This window comes from Thiorhodovibrio winogradskyi, from assembly GCF_036208045.1.
Taxonomy (GTDB): Bacteria; Pseudomonadota; Gammaproteobacteria; order Chromatiales; family Chromatiaceae; genus Thiorhodovibrio; species Thiorhodovibrio winogradskyi.
This window is the reverse complement of record NZ_CP121472.1, coordinates 5,326,184-5,342,026: the sequence shown is the minus strand read 5'-3', so window position 1 is coordinate 5,342,026 and position 15,843 is coordinate 5,326,184. Positions and strand designations below refer to the sequence as shown.

Sequence of the window (15,843 nt, the reverse complement as noted above, 5' to 3'; positions counted from 1 at the left end):
GGCGCTTGACCGGACCCTGAACTTGCCAGAAAAGTGGCCAGAAGACTGACCATCGAACTGGTCGGAAGGATTGCACCTATGTTATCGCGCGTTGCCGAGAACATTTACTGGCTAGCCCGCTATATCGAGCGCGTCGAGGATACGGCGCGCCTGGTCAGCGTCAATGCCAACCTGCTGCTTGACCTGCCGCGCGGTATCGCTCCCGGCTGGAAGCCGCTGATCGACATTTCTGGCGCCAATGAGTTGTTCGAGGAACACTACAAGGACTACGGTGAGCGTCAGGTGGTGCGCTTTCTGCTGGGTGATCGCCGCCACTGCGGCTCCATCATCTCGGCGCTGACGGCCGCGCGCGAGAACTGCCGCACCATCCGCGACATTGTCCCGCGCGAGGCCTGGGAGCAACTCAATGGCCTGTTTCTCTTCGCCAGCGAGCACCTCCAGCAAGGGTCGACAAAAAGCGGTCGCCACCGCTACCTGCGCGAGATGATCGCCTCGGTGCAGGGCCTCAACGGCCTGCTCGACGGCACCATGCTACACGACCAAGGCTATGAGTTTCTGCGTCTGGGTCGTTACCTGGAGCGGGCCGACATGACCTCGCGCATCGCCGACGTGCGTTCCGCCACCCTGCTGCCAGAGGCCGATGAGTTGCGTCCCTTCGACACCATTCAATGGGTGAGCGTGCTTAAATCCCTGACCGCTTACCAGATGTATCGCCGCAGCGAACAGATCCGGGTACAACGTGGCCCGGTGCTCCGTTTCATATTCCACAGCGACAGCTTTCCGCGCGCAGTGCGCTACTGCATGGAAACCGTGCGTGCCGGGCTCGAACGCCTGCCGCGCAACGAATCCGCCCTGCGCACCCTAGGACGTCTGGCCCGCAGCCTTGATGCCGCGCACCTGGAGTCGCTCAGTCATACCGAGTTGCACGACTTCGTCGATGAACTCCAGGCCGGCATCGCCCAGTTGCATCAGGAAATCGCCACCACCTGGTTCCTTCCCCTGCCCGAACCCCCGGCTGCCGAAGCCGATTAGAGCAAGCGTTTGGCAAGCCACCGCGGAATATGCATATGAAGTCAAGCTTTTACCTCAAACTCTATCTGCTGACGGTCCCGGTGTTTTTTGCTGTTGACATGCTGTGGCTGGGTTGGATCGCAGTGGATTATTACCAGCAGCAGATCGGGCATTTGCTTGCGCGGCAGATCAATTGGGCGGCGGCGCTGGCGTTTTATTTCACTTACATCGCCGGTATTTTGCTCTTTGCCGTGCTGCCGGGGCTCAAGCGGCGGTCACTTGTGCATGCGGCAACCATGGCGTCGGCCTTCGGCTTCTTTACCTACATCACCTACGAGCTGACCAACATGGCGACTCTGCCCAAGTGGCCGCTTGAGCTGGTGATGGTCGATACCCTGTGGGGCATGGCCCTGTGCACCTCGGTGGCCAGCCTGAGCTATCTGATCGGGCGCTGGTTGCAGCGGGGTGGTCATGACAGCGGCGAGATCGGTGCCCATATGGGTGCCCAGATGGGCGATGGTCGCGGTGAATAATGTCGTCATGACAGCTTGGGCGCGTTGTCGCGGGCGATGGGCTAGGCAGCTGCCGGCTCGGCCTGGGTGGCGCTGATGCCGCTGTGGCGCAGCAGCGCCTCGGTGGTGGGCTCGCGGCCGCGGAAGGCGATGAATAAGTCCATGGCCTCGGCCGCGCCACCTTGCTCGAGAATGCGCTCGCGGAAGGCTTGTCCGGTGGCGGTATCAAAAATGCCGCGCTCCTCGAACAGCGAAAAGGCGTCGGCGGAGAGCACCTCGGCCCACTTATAGCTGTAGTAACCGGCCGCGTAGCCACCGGCGAAGATGTGCGAAAAGCCGTGGGCAAAGCGGTTGAAGGCCGGCGGCTTAATGACCGCGACCTGGTCGCGCACCTGATCGAGAATCTCATGGATACGCGCGCCGGCGCCTGGGTCGTATTCACTGTGAAGGCGAAAGTCGAAGAGCGCGAATTCCAGCTGACGCACCATGAGCATCGCCGACTGGAAATTGCGCGCGGCGCGCATGCGCTCGAACAGCGCATCCGGCAGCGGCTCGCCGGTCTCGACATGGCCTGAGATCAAATCGAGGGATTCCCGCTCCCAGCACCAGTTCTCCAAGAACTGACTGGGAAGTTCCACCGCATCCCAGGGCACATTGTTGATGCCGGCGACGGCCGGATAATCGATACGGGTCAACATGTGATGCAACCCGTGGCCAAACTCGTGGAACAGCGTCAGCACCTCCTGATGGGTGAGCAGTGCCGGCTTGCCATCCACAGGTGGTGAAAAATTGCAGACCAGATAGGCCACCGGAATCTGTTGCTGGCCTGCGCTGAAGTAGCGGTTGGCATAAACATCCATCCAGGCGCCGCCGCGTTTTTTTTGCCGCGCGTAGGGGTCCAGGTAAAACTGGGCGCGCAATTCGCCGCTGTTGTCATGCAGTTGATAGAAACGGACATCCGGATGCCAGAGCCCGGGTGCCTCGGCCTCGCTGACGCGGATGTCGAACAGCCGCCGCGCGATCTCGAACAGGCCCGGCAGCACCCGGGTGATGGGGAAGTAAGGCCGCAACTCCTCCTGACTGATGGCGTATCTGTGTTGCCTGAGTTGTTCGGAGAAGTAAGCAACATCCCAGGGTTCAAGGCGCTGATGGCCAAATTCGGAGGCGGCGAAGGCGCGCACCTCATCAAGCTCGGCATGGGCGCGCGTGAGCGAATGCGCGGCCAGGTCATTGAGAAAATCCATCACCTCCTCGGTGGAGCGGGCCATTTTCGGCGCCAGGGACAGCTCGGCATAGTTGCCGAAGCCGAGCAACTGGGCTCGCTCGTGGCGCAGCGCGAGGATTTCCTCCATCAGTGGTCCATTGTCCCAGCGCCCGGCATGGGGGCCCTGGTCCGAGGCGCGGGTGCAGTAGGCTTCATAAAGCTCGCGGCGCAGTTCGCCGTCCTTGGCGTACATCATCACCGGCAAGTAGGAGGGCATGTCGAGCGTGAGCACCCAGCCGTCGAGGTCGCGCTCGCGTGCCTGCTGACGCGCCAATGCCAGTGCCGAATCGGGCAGGCCGGCAAGGCGCTCTTCGCGCGCGAACTGCATGAACCAGGCGTTGGTGGCGTCAAGCAGGTTTTCCTCATACTGGCTGGTCAGGCGCGTCATGCGCTGGTTGATCTCGCGAAAGCGCGCCTTGTGCGCCGGTGGCAGGTCGACGCCGGAGAGGTGAAAGTCGCGGATGCCATGCTCGAGCATCTTGCGTTGCGCGGCATTGAGCCCCGTCTGCCGGGCGACGGTTTGATAGCCCCGCAGCAGTGCCGGATTCTGTCCCACCTCGGTGCCATAGTCGCTGAGCCTGGGCAGACCGGCGTTATAGGCCTCGCGCAGCGCCTCGGAGTTCATCACCGCGTTGAGATGGCTGACGGGCGACCAGCTGCGGTTGAGCCTGTCATCGGCGGTCTCGATGGGCTCGATGAAGGTCTCCCAGGTGGCGCTGTCTGGATCGCGGGTGAGGGTTTCAATGAGCGCGCGGCATGCGCCCAGGCGGTCATCCAGCGCCGGTTCAATGTGCTCGGGGCGAATGGCGGAGAACTCGGGCAGGGGCTGGTTGGTTAGAAGGGGGTTGGTCATGGGGTGTATCTTATTGCGTCATGAAGCCGCTGTTGTCGAATTCGCCGACGCGGCCGTTTTTCAGCGCCCGCAGTTGTGCCTTGTGCGGTCGCGGCTCGAATTTGCGCGGCACGCACAAATAATGGCGCCAGAGTTCCTCGTGAATGGGGTCGGCGCCAGTGCGATCAACTGGCAGCCACTGCTCACCCAGTCCGCTTGGTTGGAAGCTGGAGCCTTGGCCATAGGCGTAGACGCGATACTGGCCACGCGGGGTGCAACGGAGGCCTTCGAACGACAGGTTGCGGGAGCCGGAGGCGGACTCGGCCACCAGGGTGTAGCGCACCACCTTGTCCGTGCCTGTGCTCAGGCTGCGGGCATCGATAAAATAGTCAAAAGGCTCGCTGGTGTTGTCCAGGCGCACCGGGATCAGATCCTGATCACGGGGCCAGGGGGGCGGATTGACCTGCTGCTCGCGCCATTTCTCGCCATCGCGGACGCTTTTGGGCGCGTCTGGCTCGGCATCATTGACAAAGAGATTTTCCCGCGCGCTAGCCGGGCCGACGAGCGCCGCGCTCAGCAGGCCGATAGTGAGCACTCTGGTTGGGTTAGGGCCTTGTGTGGCTTGCCTGGTCTTGGTCACGCCGGGCGTGAATTTGAGATTTTTCAATAGGGTGTTCATTGGGCGGGTCTCCTCGGTGAGCACTGTCGCCAAGTCGGTGGAGCATCGTGCTAGCATAGCCGAGGCGATGCACAGGGCCAAACAGCAGGAGCAGTCATGAATAATGTCCGTAGTTATCAGGGGCTGGAACCACAGGTCGCGAATGACGCCTGGATCGACGAAACCGCCGTGGTGATCGGCCGCGTCAGCGTCGGCCCTCAGGCCTCCATCTGGCCGCAGAGTGTGGTGCGAGGAGACATCCATCGCATTGAAATTGGCACCGGCAGCAATATACAGGATGGCTGTATTCTGCATGTCTCCCACGACAGCCGCTTTCTGCCCGGTGGCGCGCCGACCATTGTGCACGATTATGTCACCGTCGGTCATCAGGCGGTGCTGCATGGCTGCGAGGTGCGGGACCACTGCCTGATCGGCATCGGCGCCCGAGTGCTTGATCGCGCGCTGCTCAAGCCGCGCTGCATGCTCGCGGCCGGCGCCCTGGTGCCGCCCGGCAAGGTGCTTGAGGGTGGCTATCTCTATGTGGGCGCGCCGGCGCGGCGCGAGCGCCGGCTGACCGATTTGGAAGTCGAGTATCTCGACTACGCGGCGGAACACTACATCGAACTCGCCGTGAAGCACCGCATGACTGTCTCGCTTGGCCTCAATGCCTGAGCGCATGCGTTTCTCCGCGCGACTGTTGCCGGTCGTCGCGCTGGGGCTGGCGATGCTGCTCCTCTGGCTGTGGTTTGGCTGGCAGCCGCGAGCACCCACGCATCGCCTGCTCGATGCCGGGAGTGATTCGCCACCCGGGGGCGATTTTGTGTTGCAGTCAGCCACCGGGCCGGTCGGACTCGCGGATTTTCGCGGCAAGCTGGTGTTGCTTTATTTCGGCTATACCGCCTGCCCGGATGTCTGCCCCACCAATCTTGCCTTGACTGCCATGGCGTTGCGCGAACTCACACCCGAAGAGCGCGCGCGCGTGCAGGCGCTCTTTGTCAGCGTCGACCCACAGCGGGATGATCCTGGGCATCTCAAGCAGTACGTTGAATACTTTCATCCGGACATCATCGGTTTGACCGACAAGGATGCGCGGTTGCGTGCTCTCGCCGGGCGCTATGGCGCCGTCTACCGCCGCAGCCAAGACTCAGGCTCCGCCATGGGCTACCTGATCGATCACTCTGCCTCAACCTATCTGATTGACAGCGCGGGACGCTTGCGCGAAACCCTCGGACATGCGACTCCCTCCGCGGAACTGGTGGCCATCCTGCGCCGCTACCTGGCGGACACTGGCGCTCAATCCACCTTGCCCGCACCTGATACTTTGGAGAACACCCATGTCGAAAACCACTAATTGTTCTCTCCGACCAAGAACGAAAGCTGCCTCGCCGGGATGGCTCATCGCGGCGCTCTGGCTGCTGGGCATGGCCATGAGCGCGCCTGTGGCGCTTGGAGCCGATGCCGATGATGCAACAGAAGCAAGGGCGCCGATCCCCCTGGTTCGGGATGCCTATGCGCGCGCAGTGCCACCCGGGCAAGGCAACAGCGCGGCCTTCATGCGCATCATCAACCCGAGCGCGAAGGCCTTGGCCTTGGTTGGCGCCTCAAGCTCGGTGGCGCGGGTCGTGGAGTTGCATACCCATGCGCGGGAAGATGGCATGATGAAAATGCGCCGCGTCGAGCGCATCGAGATCCCTGCAAAGTCCGAGGTTGTCTTGCAGCCCGGTGGTCTGCACCTGATGCTGATTGAACTGAAACAATCACTCGCCCCCAATGACCTGGTCGATCTGCGATTGTTGTTCGACAACGGCAGTGCGACAGAGGTGACTGCCCAGACCCGTGCCATCGTGCCGCGCGCGGACCTGTCCGGTCATCCCTCGGATCAAATGCCGCATAGCAATTGAGCTTTCGCGACGCGCCCTTGTGCAGGGTTGCGCGATACTGACAGCTCTGCAATCTCCAGGCTCTGGCGGTCTTCTGGTATCGTCTATCGGATGCGCGCGGAACCAGGAGCCAGTGGCGGCGTCGGGCGGATTTCCGCGCATCGGATTGCCCGAGGCGCCAGATTCTGCTATACATGCCGGGTTTTTCGGTCGTACCGGCAAAGGCAGCATGAGATATGCGCGCCAAACATTCGCGCTAACAACAGGCGTTGATCCAGCCGGTCAGGCTAAACCAGAATCAATCAAATGGTAGGCATTATGAAGCGAGTCCTCATTACAGGCATCCTGGTCGCGGGTCTGGCCGCGACCTCTCTGCACGCGGCTACTTCCGCGGGCACCATCACCGGCAATGCCGAGAAGGGTAAGGAGAAAGCGAGTCAAATTTGTCAGGCCTGCCATGGTCTTGATGGAAATGGCGTGCCCGGTCAGCCAATCTGGCCCAAGCTCGCCGGCCAGCATCCCAATTACATCTACAAACAGCTGACGAACTTTAAAAACAACGAACGCTACAATGCGCAAATGTCACCCATGGCCATGCCATTGAGCGATGACGAAATGCGCAATCTGGCGGCTTATTATTCGGGCCTGCCACAGTCCGGTGGCGTTGCCGCGGCGGATCAAGTCGAGCTGGGCGAAAAAATCTACCGAGCCGGGAACCCAAAAACGGGCGTGCCCGCTTGCTCGGGCTGCCATGGCCCAGCTGGCATGGGAACCAATCTGGCCAAGTTCCCGCGCGTTTCCGGTCAGTATCCGGAATACCTCGATCAGACACTGAAACTCTTTCGTAAGATGGAGCGCGCGAACGACCCCAATGGCATGATGCGTGGCGTTGCCGCGCGCATGACGGACGAGGAAATCGCCGCTGTCGCCCAATACATTTCCGGTCTGCGGCAGTAAGCAGAGCCATGGCCGCCATCCGCTGCCGGTGTGACACCGGCAGTGGGTCCGCGTATGAATCGGGCGGGATCCTTCCTTCAAGCTGCGTCTTGAGGCGCGCCTTCTTAACGCCGTCCTCAAGACTGTTTCAGCCCCCAACTCTGTTCATGAGCGCGGTGCCATGGATCGCTTGCGACTGCTGAGCTACAACATCCAGGCCGGTATCGCCTCTGTTTGTTTTCGCGATTACTTTGCCAATAGCTGGAAGCACCTGCTGCCGCATCGGGCACGCATGACGAATCTCTCGCGGATTAGCGAGATGCTCGGCGGCTATGATGTCGTTGGCCTGCAGGAAGTTGATGCCGGCAGTCTGCGCAGCGCCTTTATTGACCAGACGGAATATCTTGCCCGGATCTCCGGCTATCCGCATTGGCATCGCCAAATCAATCGCGATCTCGGCACCCTGGCTCAGCATAGCAACGGCCTGCTGAGCCGTCTGCAACCAAAAACCATTCGCGATCACAAACTCCCTGGTCTTCCGGGACGCGGTGTGCTTCTTAGCGAGTTCCAGACCAGCAGTGGTGGCTTACTTGCCGTGTGTGTGCTGCATTTGGCGCTTGGTGCGCGAGCGCGGCGACGCCAGCTCGAGTTTCTCATCGAACTGACCGGCCAATACCCCTACGCGGTACTAATGGGCGATTTCAACAGCGGCTGCGGCTCTGGCGCCTTGCGAGCCCTGGTCGAGCGTGCTGGCTGGCATGGTTTCGACTGCGAGCGCAAGACTTTCCCCAGTTGGCGACCGATGCACAATCTTGACCATATTCTGGTCTCCGCCAATATCGAGATCTTAAACGCGCAAGTCGTGGACTACGCGCTCTCTGATCATCTGCCCATCAGCATGGACATTCGCCTGCCCTCGCGCATCGAGCCCTGCAAACCCGTTGTGGAGCAATTGCCTGCAGCGAGCGCGATTTAGGCATCACTCTGTCAACCACCCGGCCATTCGTCCTGCACCAGGAACCAGTGCCAGGCGAGACCCTTACTGGCGTCCTTCAGCAAGGCGATCAGGCCCGGTAGCGGTGAGGCCTCGCCGGGAAAGACCTCTTCGATGCTAACGACCAGGCGCGCAAAGCCTGCTTGGCCGCGCCAGTCCCAATGCCAGGCATCGCTATGGTTGGCGCAGGCCGGGCAAACAAGCGCGCTGTTCTCGGGCCAGGACCAGTGGGCCATGTGTGTCGACCAGTCGGGCAAGGTTTTGTGACAAGCCGGGCAGCGCGGAGGCCGGGTGTTGCGTCCGTGCAAAAAGCGCGGCTGCCGAGGTGCCGGATGCAGACGCAGGTGGCAGCCTCCAGTGCTGGTGGTGCCGGCGGTATCAGGCAGGCCATCGAGCTTGACCGCGCATCCGGTGAAGGCGACAAAATCGAAAAAGCGCTCCCCCGGGGCAAAGGCGGTGGCCTCTGGCTCGGTGCCAGTGAATGGGAGGGAAGCGCCGAGGAAAGCCGCCTGGCTTAGAGCAGCACGCAGAGACTCCGCGGGTGGTGCTTGCAAAGGGTCATCTGGTGTCAGTAGGAGGCGTCCGGTGTGCAGGGACATGAGTGTATTTGGGAAAGTGATGCGGTGATGTCCGGATAGGATTCCTTGAGATATCACAGGTGAGCTATCACAGGGAAGGTGTCAGTGGCCAGGTATCAGTGGGCAGGTCGGTCGGAGCGAATGTCATTGCCCCCTGATACTTGATTCCAGCGAGCAAGTCGTTGTTAAATCAGCAAACAGGAGAGCATCCATTGCAACCCATCAAGAGCCAGTACTCCACAATGAGACATGCCATCCTAGCGATTTTGACCTGGGTGGCAAGCATGCTGATCGCTGCAACTGCTGCAGCTCAGCAGGAAAACGGCGACGAGGCCGGCCGGGTTCTGGGCCCGAGCATGAACAGCTACTACCTGGACGCGGATCCCGAGTTCTGGCGTGAGACCTTTGAGCGCGACGGGCGTGAGCTCTACGATCAGCGCCGCGCGATCCTCAAGGCGCTGGCGCTCAAGCCTGGTCAGGCAGTGGCGGATGTTGGCGCCGGCAGCGGCTTGTTCAGCCTGCTTTTCGCGCGAGAACTGGGTCCTAGCGGCCGCGTTTACGCCGTCGATATCTCCGAGCCCTTCACCCAGGCTATCGCCGAGCGCGCCGCCCAGGCTGGGCTGACCAATCTAGTCACAGTCGTCAATGACCAGCACAGCCTTGGGTTGCCGGATCATAGCGTCGATCTGATCTTCACCGCCGATACCTATCATCACTTCGAGTTTCCCCATGCCATGCTTGCCGCCATCCGCCGCGCCCTGCGACCCGATGGCCGGCTGGTGATCATCGACTTCCGCACCGACCCCGCCATCGCCTCCGCCTGGGTCCAGGGCCATGTCCGCGCCGGGCGCGAGCAGGTGATCGCGGAAGTCGAATCCGCCGGGTTTCAACGCGAAGATGAGTTCCAACTCCTCAAGCGTAATTACTTTCTGCGCTTCCGCCCCGAACCATCCGACTGATGGCCCGCACCGCCAGGAATTCGTCCTGCAGGTGCTCGTCATAGTGAACGCGTACCTGGACGTCTGTGGCAGGGTTGATCTGTGCTCGGTTTGGCGGTTGAGTCGAGCGCTCCAAGAACCTGAGAACCGGGCATTATGCGTGCGATAGATGGTGGACATTAGCGTGCCTGGGCTGCCAGGCGCCCGAGACTGGCTGTTAGGATGGCGCCGGCGAGCAGGATGGTGGCGACGGCGATGAGGCCGGCGCTGTAGCCATGGGTCCATTGCTTGAGCCAGCCCATCAGGCTGGGGCCGAAGAAGCCGCCGAGATTCCCGATCGAGTTGATCAGCGCGATGCCCGCGGCGGCGGCCACGCCGCTCAAAAAGGAGGTCGACAGCGCCCAGAATGGACCCATCACGCCCCAAATGCCGATGGTGGCCAGCGAGAGGGCGGCCAGCGCGAGTGGCAGCTTGGGGCTGAGTGCCGCGAGCACACAGCCTAAGGCGCCGAGGAGAAAGGCGCCGGTCAGATGCCAGCGGCGTTCGGCGTGACGGTCGGACAGCCAGCCGATCAGCACCATGCCGGCGGTGGCGGCAAGGAATGGAATGGCGTTGAGCAGCCCGATGCCCAGATCATCGGCGTCGGTGAGCGCACGCAGCATTTGTGGCAGCCACATGGTCAGGCCGTACATGCCGATGACCATGCAGAAGTAGATCAGCCCGAGCAGCCACACCCGCGCACTGCCGAGGGCTTCGCCCAGGCGATGCCGGGCGAATGGCTGTTGCGCCAGGGTTTGTTCCTCGCGCTTGAGTTGCTCGGTTAGCCAGTCTCGCTCCGGTGGTGGCAGCCAGCGGGCTTGCGCGGGATGATCCGGCAGAACGGCCAGGACGACCACTCCAAGGATGACGGCGGGCAGGCCCTCAAGGATGAACAGCCAGTGCCAGCCGCTCCAGCCCCAGATGCCGTGCATGCCAAGCAAGGCGCCAGAGATTGGACTGCCGATCAGGCCAGCCAGCGCGGTGGCGGTCGCGAACAGGGCGACGATGCGTGCGCGCTGTTGTTGCGGGAACCAGAAGGTCAAATACAGAATGATGCCGGGGAAGAATCCGGCCTCGGCCACCCCGAGCAGAAAGCGCAGCGCATAGAAGGTCCATTCATCGCGCACCAGGGCCATGGCCATGGAGATGAGTCCCCAGGTGATCATGATGCGGGCGATCCAGATACGGGGGCCGATGCGCCGCAGCAGCAGATTGCTGGGAATCTCAAACAGCACATAACCAAGAAAAAAAATCCCGGCGCCCGTGCCATAGGCGGCGGCGCCGAGGTTCAGATCCTGGTTCATGTGCAAGGCCGCGAAACTGACGTTGATGCGGTCGAGATAGGCGATGATGTATAGCAGTCCCAGGAAGGGAATCAGATGCCAGGTAATGCGGCGGATGCAGGCTTGCTCTGTGGTTTCTATGGGCATGGCGGGCGAGGTCCTGGTAACGAAAGGGAGGCAAAGGGGCATGAATGCCAGAGCTAAAGTAGCCAGTGGTTGCCGCCAAAGCGAACTGGCTTTTCTCCGCGATAAAAGCGCGCGGCCTGGGTCGCCCATTGGCAATATCGCAAGCGCGCCTCGGGGGTTGCGGCGACCACGGCGGGAGCGCGCTCTTCGGGTGCGGCCACCCAGCCGTGCGTGCGCAGGCGGCGAAAGGCCGCGCGGTCGGATTCAGTCAATCTCGCCATACCAACCTTTCATGCGCTCTTGTTCGCTTTCAAGCCCGAAAAGCTCCAGATAGTCCTCGATCAGTTCCCAATCCAGCTTGCGGCCCATCCGCGCCGCCGTTTCCAGCAACAGCCGAATATCCTGCCAATCGCCAACTTCTCGGCGCGGATCGTTGATCAGCGCCTGAATTTTCAAGCCGATGATATCCTCGACCTGCACCACTGGAATCCGCACCCCCGGGAGGCTGACATCCTCGGCGATCTCTAGGCGCTCGGCCCGGGCGAGCATACTTAAACTCGGCCCGCGAAAGGCGTGCAACAAATCGATCCGTCCCAATCCTGGTTGGCTTGCTACATAATGGGAAACATTCTCACTATGAAAAGCGCGCTGGTAACCCGCCTGTCGCAGAATCCGGTGAGCGCAGTCGAGATCTTCCAGCATCAGGATGAAATCCAGGTCAACCGTCGCCCGTTGTACACCGCGCATGGCCATTGCGAAACCGCCGATCAGCGCATAACGCACCCCGGCGCGATCCAGGGATCCACCAATGTCTCGAATCACGTGCAAAAAATCCATCGGCGAACGGCCTGTTCTCCATGCAGCAATGGGTGACACCCGCAGCGCGAAAGATCGCCGCGCCGGCCAGCGATAATAAATTACCTTGCGACGGGGTGAATATTCCATCGCGATGGCGTGCGGGGCGCGTGGCACCAGGAATGCAGGAAGGGTTGATTCAGAGGTCGAAGGCATCCGGCGCCGGCCAGTCAACGCGCACGCCAGGTAAAACGGAGACCTCGGTACTGCCGGTGAGCTCAAGAATGTCCGGGGCGCCATAGCAGCCCTGGTGGTCGAGCCGGTAAATGGTCAGCAGCCGATCATCTGGATGGATGAGCCAGTATTCACGCACGCCATGGCGTTCGTAGAGTGCGCGTTTGCGGATGTGGTCCTTGGCGGCCGTCGACGGGGAGAGGATTTCGATCGCCCAGTCGGGGGCGCCGCGCGCGCCCTTGGCATCCAGTCGGCTGCGATCACAGAACACCGCCAGATCCGGCTGCACGACAGTCGCGATTAAGTCGTCTGCTTCGTTGGCCTTGGGCAGGCGCACGTCGAAGGGGGCGGCATAGAGGCGGCAGGGGCTGCCGTCGAGCTGCGGGTGGATCCGCGCGACCAGCGCTGTGATGAACTCCTGATGCATCCACGTCGGCGCTGGGCACATGGCAAAGGCTTCGCCTTCGATGAGTTCCCAGCGCTCGTCCTCGGGCCAGCGACAGTAGTCGGCGTAGGTGAATTGTCCCAATTTTTCGGCAAGTTGAAGCATGTTCGCGACTCCCGGCGCTACTCAACCGATGTCAAGCAAGGGTGCGCCCTTGGATTGGGTCGGGTGGATTTGATCGGGTGGATTCAATCTGGCAAATCCGATACCTACGGGGCCGCACACCAAGACTGGAAGCGGCATTTTACCGCCCTTTTGCTTCGCGATCACCGCAAGCTCGGGCGGCAGCGCCGGCTTGATTCTCGGGGCTTGGGCGCCGCGTCGCCGAGCCCGGATGACGCATTACGCCAGAGTGCACGTTCGGCCGGACTCAAGGCGCAGGCCAAGGGCCAGATTCAGGCTGCGGTGGAGATGGCGAATGTGCCCGAGGGTGCGGTTGCCACACTCGCGAGCATCACCGCGTATGTCGCAAGCTATGCCGAGGCCTTTCCGGACGCGGATGAGCCCCTGAGCTTCGACAACCTCGCCAAGGCAATCGAGGCCTACAAGACGAGTTTGGTCACGCCGGACGCACCCTTCGACCGCTGGTTACGGGGCGAGGATGACGCGCTCGACCCGTTGGCCAAGCAGGGCGTGGCGCGCTTTATCGACAAGGGCTGCACCGCTTGCCATAACGGCGTGAATGTGGGCGGGCAGGCGTATTTTCCCTTCGGGCTGACGCGCAAGCCCGCCGAGCACATTCGCCCGCCGGCGGACAAGGGACGCTTTGAAGTGACCCAGACGCCGAACGATGCCTAGGTCTTTCGCGCCGCGCCGCTGCGCAATATCGCGCTGACCTCGGCCTATTTCCATTCCGGCCAGGTGTGGTCACTCGAGGAGGTGATCGCGGTGATGGGCCCAGCCCAGCTCGGCATCGACCCGACCGACGCGGACATTGCCCCCATCGCGGCTTTTTTGCTGAGTCTGACCGGTGTGCCGCCCAAGGTCGATTATCCCATGCTGCCGGTGGAGACCGCGGACACACCCAGGCCAAGGTTGTAACCTTAGGATGGATCGGCAAAGCCCAGATGAGTCGTTGCGGCAATGCAGCCGCGACCAGGATCTGCTAGCACGCGGCGGCGGCGAGGCGTCCATGCCGACTCGAACCGATGGGATAGATTGGCCATGGCCCATTTCACCGAAAACTCGCGCTCCGGCGCTGGATGCAGGAGTAGTACGGCGTCGAGACCTTGCGGACCTTCAATGAGGTGCTGGCCGATACCAACCTGGTCGGCTTGGACGTTCCTTTTTTTTTATTCGTTAGGCGTGAGGGTCTGACCCACCATGACGCCTAGCGCCACGCTCAGCCGAGCCGGTTGAGCGAGAGCGAAACCGGCTTCGGCTGGAGCACCGTGTCAGGCTGCTATATCAATGTACTCTACTTGACTTTGTGGCATCGGCGGGCTAATTCCGTCTTCCCGCATGCCTTCTAGATGAAAGGCGATTGCTTCCCGGATTTCAAATTCTACTTCGGCGACCGTAAAACCAGTTGCGATACATCCGGGCAAATCCGGCACATATGCTGAGAAGTTGCTTTCTGATTTTTCAATGACAATTGCATAGCGCATAGTTTCACTTCCAGCCGGCTTGTTTAAAAATACTGTTCTTTGTGCCTGGAGCCACGTCATCATTTGGCTTGCCGGGCACCGTAACCCGACCGGGTTTATTGGGATGCTTAAACTGCCTGTGGCTTCCTCTTGTCGCCGAAAGATACCAACCGTCTTCTTTGAGTCGTTCTAAAATTTCCGATATCTTCACTGCGTTTCATGCAAATGAGTGGAGCGAATGAATTCTCACTGCCTAACGACAAGCTCAGCCGACGCCCGCTGAAGCAGCTTGTTAGCCGATTTTGTCAGTTTAATTCAATTCCTGAAATTAAATCGACCCGGGCCCCATTAATTTTAGCTCAGCATTTGGTGTTCTTTAGCATAGGAACGCAATGCTTGATTTACTGCATCAACGCTTGGAAATATTGCGCTCAAATCAGGATCAATAGGCACAACATTAGTGCTTTCACTGCGATAACGTGCGGCATATTTTCCACGGATGCCAGACTTGATCAGCTCAGCAGGATATTCTGGCCTTAAATCTCTTTCATTGTTCATAAGCTTTACGTTCAAATGCTGTCATTCGGCGAGCAGAAATAATACGGATAATATCTTGTTTTTCGGTAAACGAGACAGCTAAACCTTTTCCTGATTTTGTTTTTCCGAACAAGAGAAAACGTTCTTCGCCATATGAGTTATCGGGATCGGGAACGCATGAGGAAAAGTTGTCACCAAAAACTTCAGTGGCTTCGGGAAATGATATTCCGTGTTTTCTAGCGTTTTCCGTGGCTTTCCGCCAGTCCCATTCAAAATACATCGATAATTCTGAGTATGATGAGCTAACGCCGTGTTCAGCCGAGCCGGTCGAGCGAAAGCGAAACCGGCTTCGGCTGGAGCACAGTGTTAGGCGACTTGATGAATTAGATTCGGTCCTAAAAAATTAAATCGAACCTGACCCGTTTGATACAGTTCAACGCCAGCCTCAGCCGCCGCGAGCGAAGCGAGCGGTCGGACTGGAGGCCATCGTTAGGCGATTGATTCTGCGTTTATTCTTTGCCTGGAAAACAATTCCAACCAGGCCCCTTTAATTCTTGTTAGGCGATTGATTCAGCGTTGATTCTCTGCTTGGAAAACAATTCCATCCAGGCCCCTTTAGTTCCTTCCCTTTAGTTCCTTTAATCCCTCCTTTGATTCCCTTTGATTCTTTGATTCCTGGCCGCTTTGATTTCCTTAGCTATTTGCCAGTGTAGTCTTGCTCAGATACTGCTGCCACAAAGTCTTGATAGTAATTCCATCATCGGTACACCAGTGCGTAGGGCCGCGGACTGAGGTGCTGCTGTATCCCTCTTTTTTCAGCAACTCTTGAGCTAAGTCGCTCATTGAATAAGTCTGTCCGTGCCACTTCAAGGACGATCCAGCGATGACGGCTCGGTACTGTGTCAACTTGTTATCTTGGTAATCCACTAGGAAAACTGACTGGCCGTCCTGCAAGAGTCCGCTAGATATTAGTGCTAGCAGATTTGCCTTCGGCAGTTTTTTTCTTGTTTTTTGTTGGCTTGGCGCAACCACCGCAGGCTTAGGTGGATTCTTTTCCAGTTGGAAAAGACGACGCAGTGTTAGGTTTGGTGTGTCGACGAAGGCACGGGCTTGACTTTGAAGATAGCCAAAAACTTCGTCATCAATCTCGATCTGTCTCACGGAGGCATCCTCTTGCGGGCTTGGTCGTAAGGAT

The 15,843-nt window shown here is 60.0% G+C and carries 22 protein-coding genes; 10 read left to right on the top strand and 12 right to left on the bottom strand.

The window, feature by feature from the left end; translation table 11 throughout:
• The first annotated feature begins 78 nt into the window (after nucleotides 1-78).
• Complete coding sequence (locus Thiowin_RS24490; protein ID WP_328985590.1) at nucleotides 79-1,032, top strand: alpha-E domain-containing protein; 954 nt, start codon at nucleotides 79-81, stop codon at nucleotides 1,030-1,032.
• 35 nt (nucleotides 1,033-1,067) lie between these two features.
• Entirely contained in the window at nucleotides 1,068-1,544 is a 477-nt protein-coding gene (locus Thiowin_RS24485) for a DUF2177 family protein (RefSeq protein WP_328985589.1), read from the top strand.
• Between the two features lie 41 nt (nucleotides 1,545-1,585).
• On the opposite strand, the gene prlC is transcribed toward Thiowin_RS24485, so the two are convergent.
• Entirely contained in the window at nucleotides 1,586-3,640 is a 2,055-nt protein-coding gene (prlC, locus tag Thiowin_RS24480) for an oligopeptidase A (RefSeq protein ID WP_328985588.1), read from the bottom strand.
• A gap of 10 nt (nucleotides 3,641-3,650) precedes the next feature.
• Nucleotides 3,651-4,298, bottom strand: a complete 648-nt coding sequence (locus Thiowin_RS24475) for a CNP1-like family protein (protein ID WP_328985587.1) — start codon at nucleotides 4,296-4,298, stop codon at nucleotides 3,651-3,653.
• Between the two features lie 96 nt (nucleotides 4,299-4,394).
• Here Thiowin_RS24475 and Thiowin_RS24470 point away from each other — a divergent pair, with 96 nt between their 5' ends.
• The 5 genes from Thiowin_RS24470 (at nucleotide 4,395) to Thiowin_RS24450 (ending at nucleotide 8,069) form a co-directional block, all read left to right on the top strand.
• The gene (locus Thiowin_RS24470; protein ID WP_328985586.1) at nucleotides 4,395-4,949 is read left to right on the top strand and encodes a gamma carbonic anhydrase family protein; all 555 of its coding nucleotides are present in this window, start codon (nucleotides 4,395-4,397) and stop codon (nucleotides 4,947-4,949) included.
• Nucleotides 4,942-5,628 (top strand): SCO family protein, encoded by a 687-nt coding sequence (locus Thiowin_RS24465; protein ID WP_328985585.1) that lies wholly within the window; start codon nucleotides 4,942-4,944, stop codon nucleotides 5,626-5,628. Before Thiowin_RS24470 ends, Thiowin_RS24465 begins: the two co-directional genes overlap by 8 nt.
• Nucleotides 5,612-6,178, top strand: a complete 567-nt coding sequence (locus Thiowin_RS24460; RefSeq protein ID WP_328985584.1) for a copper chaperone PCu(A)C — start codon at nucleotides 5,612-5,614, stop codon at nucleotides 6,176-6,178. The genes Thiowin_RS24465 and Thiowin_RS24460 overlap by 17 nt, the downstream gene beginning before the upstream one ends.
• Before the next feature lie 297 nt (nucleotides 6,179-6,475).
• Nucleotides 6,476-7,114: a c-type cytochrome gene (locus Thiowin_RS24455; protein WP_328985583.1), complete on the top strand. Its 639-nt coding sequence runs from the start codon at nucleotides 6,476-6,478 to the stop codon at nucleotides 7,112-7,114.
• 160 nt (nucleotides 7,115-7,274) lie between these two features.
• Nucleotides 7,275-8,069: an endonuclease/exonuclease/phosphatase family protein gene (locus Thiowin_RS24450; RefSeq protein WP_328985582.1), complete on the top strand. Its 795-nt coding sequence runs from the start codon at nucleotides 7,275-7,277 to the stop codon at nucleotides 8,067-8,069.
• A gap of 11 nt (nucleotides 8,070-8,080) precedes the next feature.
• On the opposite strand, the gene Thiowin_RS24445 is transcribed toward Thiowin_RS24450, so the two are convergent.
• Nucleotides 8,081-8,686, bottom strand: a complete 606-nt coding sequence (locus Thiowin_RS24445) for a hypothetical protein (protein WP_328985581.1) — start codon at nucleotides 8,684-8,686, stop codon at nucleotides 8,081-8,083.
• A gap of 221 nt (nucleotides 8,687-8,907) precedes the next feature.
• Here Thiowin_RS24445 and Thiowin_RS24440 point away from each other — a divergent pair, with 221 nt between their 5' ends.
• Nucleotides 8,908-9,624: a class I SAM-dependent methyltransferase gene (locus tag Thiowin_RS24440; RefSeq protein WP_328985580.1), complete on the top strand. Its 717-nt coding sequence runs from the start codon at nucleotides 8,908-8,910 to the stop codon at nucleotides 9,622-9,624.
• A 158-nt stretch (nucleotides 9,625-9,782) separates the two neighbouring features.
• On the opposite strand, the gene Thiowin_RS24435 is transcribed toward Thiowin_RS24440, so the two are convergent.
• The 4 genes from Thiowin_RS24435 to Thiowin_RS24420 all read right to left on the bottom strand — a co-directional run bounded on the left by Thiowin_RS24435 (nucleotide 9,783) and on the right by Thiowin_RS24420 (nucleotide 12,630).
• Nucleotides 9,783-11,072: an MFS transporter gene (locus Thiowin_RS24435; protein ID WP_328985579.1), complete on the bottom strand. Its 1,290-nt coding sequence runs from the start codon at nucleotides 11,070-11,072 to the stop codon at nucleotides 9,783-9,785.
• A 53-nt stretch (nucleotides 11,073-11,125) separates the two neighbouring features.
• Nucleotides 11,126-11,332: a hypothetical protein gene (locus Thiowin_RS24430; RefSeq protein WP_328985578.1), complete on the bottom strand. Its 207-nt coding sequence runs from the start codon at nucleotides 11,330-11,332 to the stop codon at nucleotides 11,126-11,128.
• A complete protein-coding gene (locus Thiowin_RS24425) occupies nucleotides 11,316-11,873 on the bottom strand; it encodes a nucleotidyl transferase AbiEii/AbiGii toxin family protein (RefSeq protein WP_328985577.1) in 558 nt (185 codons plus the stop codon). Before Thiowin_RS24425 ends, Thiowin_RS24430 begins: the two co-directional genes overlap by 17 nt.
• Nucleotides 11,874-12,045: 172 nt before the next feature.
• Nucleotides 12,046-12,630: a Uma2 family endonuclease gene (locus Thiowin_RS24420; protein WP_328985576.1), complete on the bottom strand. Its 585-nt coding sequence runs from the start codon at nucleotides 12,628-12,630 to the stop codon at nucleotides 12,046-12,048.
• Between the two features lie 63 nt (nucleotides 12,631-12,693).
• Between Thiowin_RS24420 and Thiowin_RS24415 the strand changes: the two genes are divergently transcribed.
• Nucleotides 12,694-13,323 carry a cytochrome-c peroxidase gene (locus Thiowin_RS24415; protein ID WP_328985575.1) on the top strand — a complete coding sequence of 210 codons (630 nt, stop codon included), beginning with the start codon at nucleotides 12,694-12,696 and terminating at the stop codon, nucleotides 13,321-13,323.
• 93 nt (nucleotides 13,324-13,416) lie between these two features.
• Nucleotides 13,417-13,566, top strand: coding sequence for a hypothetical protein (locus Thiowin_RS24410; RefSeq protein ID WP_328985574.1), 150 nt, complete (start codon nucleotides 13,417-13,419; stop codon nucleotides 13,564-13,566).
• A 353-nt stretch (nucleotides 13,567-13,919) separates the two neighbouring features.
• On the opposite strand, the gene Thiowin_RS24405 is transcribed toward Thiowin_RS24410, so the two are convergent.
• The 5 genes from Thiowin_RS24405 to Thiowin_RS24385 all read right to left on the bottom strand — a co-directional run bounded on the left by Thiowin_RS24405 (nucleotide 13,920) and on the right by Thiowin_RS24385 (nucleotide 15,809).
• Nucleotides 13,920-14,132, bottom strand: a complete 213-nt coding sequence (locus Thiowin_RS24405) for a type II toxin-antitoxin system HicB family antitoxin (protein WP_328985573.1) — start codon at nucleotides 14,130-14,132, stop codon at nucleotides 13,920-13,922.
• 4 nt (nucleotides 14,133-14,136) lie between these two features.
• A complete protein-coding gene (locus Thiowin_RS24400) occupies nucleotides 14,137-14,322 on the bottom strand; it encodes a type II toxin-antitoxin system HicA family toxin (protein WP_328985572.1) in 186 nt (61 codons plus the stop codon).
• A 143-nt stretch (nucleotides 14,323-14,465) separates the two neighbouring features.
• Nucleotides 14,466-14,669: a hypothetical protein gene (locus Thiowin_RS24395; protein WP_323686159.1), complete on the bottom strand. Its 204-nt coding sequence runs from the start codon at nucleotides 14,667-14,669 to the stop codon at nucleotides 14,466-14,468.
• The gene (locus Thiowin_RS24390) at nucleotides 14,659-14,928 is read right to left on the bottom strand and encodes a BrnT family toxin (protein WP_323686160.1); all 270 of its coding nucleotides are present in this window, start codon (nucleotides 14,926-14,928) and stop codon (nucleotides 14,659-14,661) included. The genes Thiowin_RS24395 and Thiowin_RS24390 overlap by 11 nt, the downstream gene beginning before the upstream one ends.
• A gap of 413 nt (nucleotides 14,929-15,341) precedes the next feature.
• Complete coding sequence (locus Thiowin_RS24385; protein WP_328985571.1) at nucleotides 15,342-15,809, bottom strand: hypothetical protein; 468 nt, start codon at nucleotides 15,807-15,809, stop codon at nucleotides 15,342-15,344.
• Between the last annotated feature and the right edge of the window lie 34 nt (nucleotides 15,810-15,843).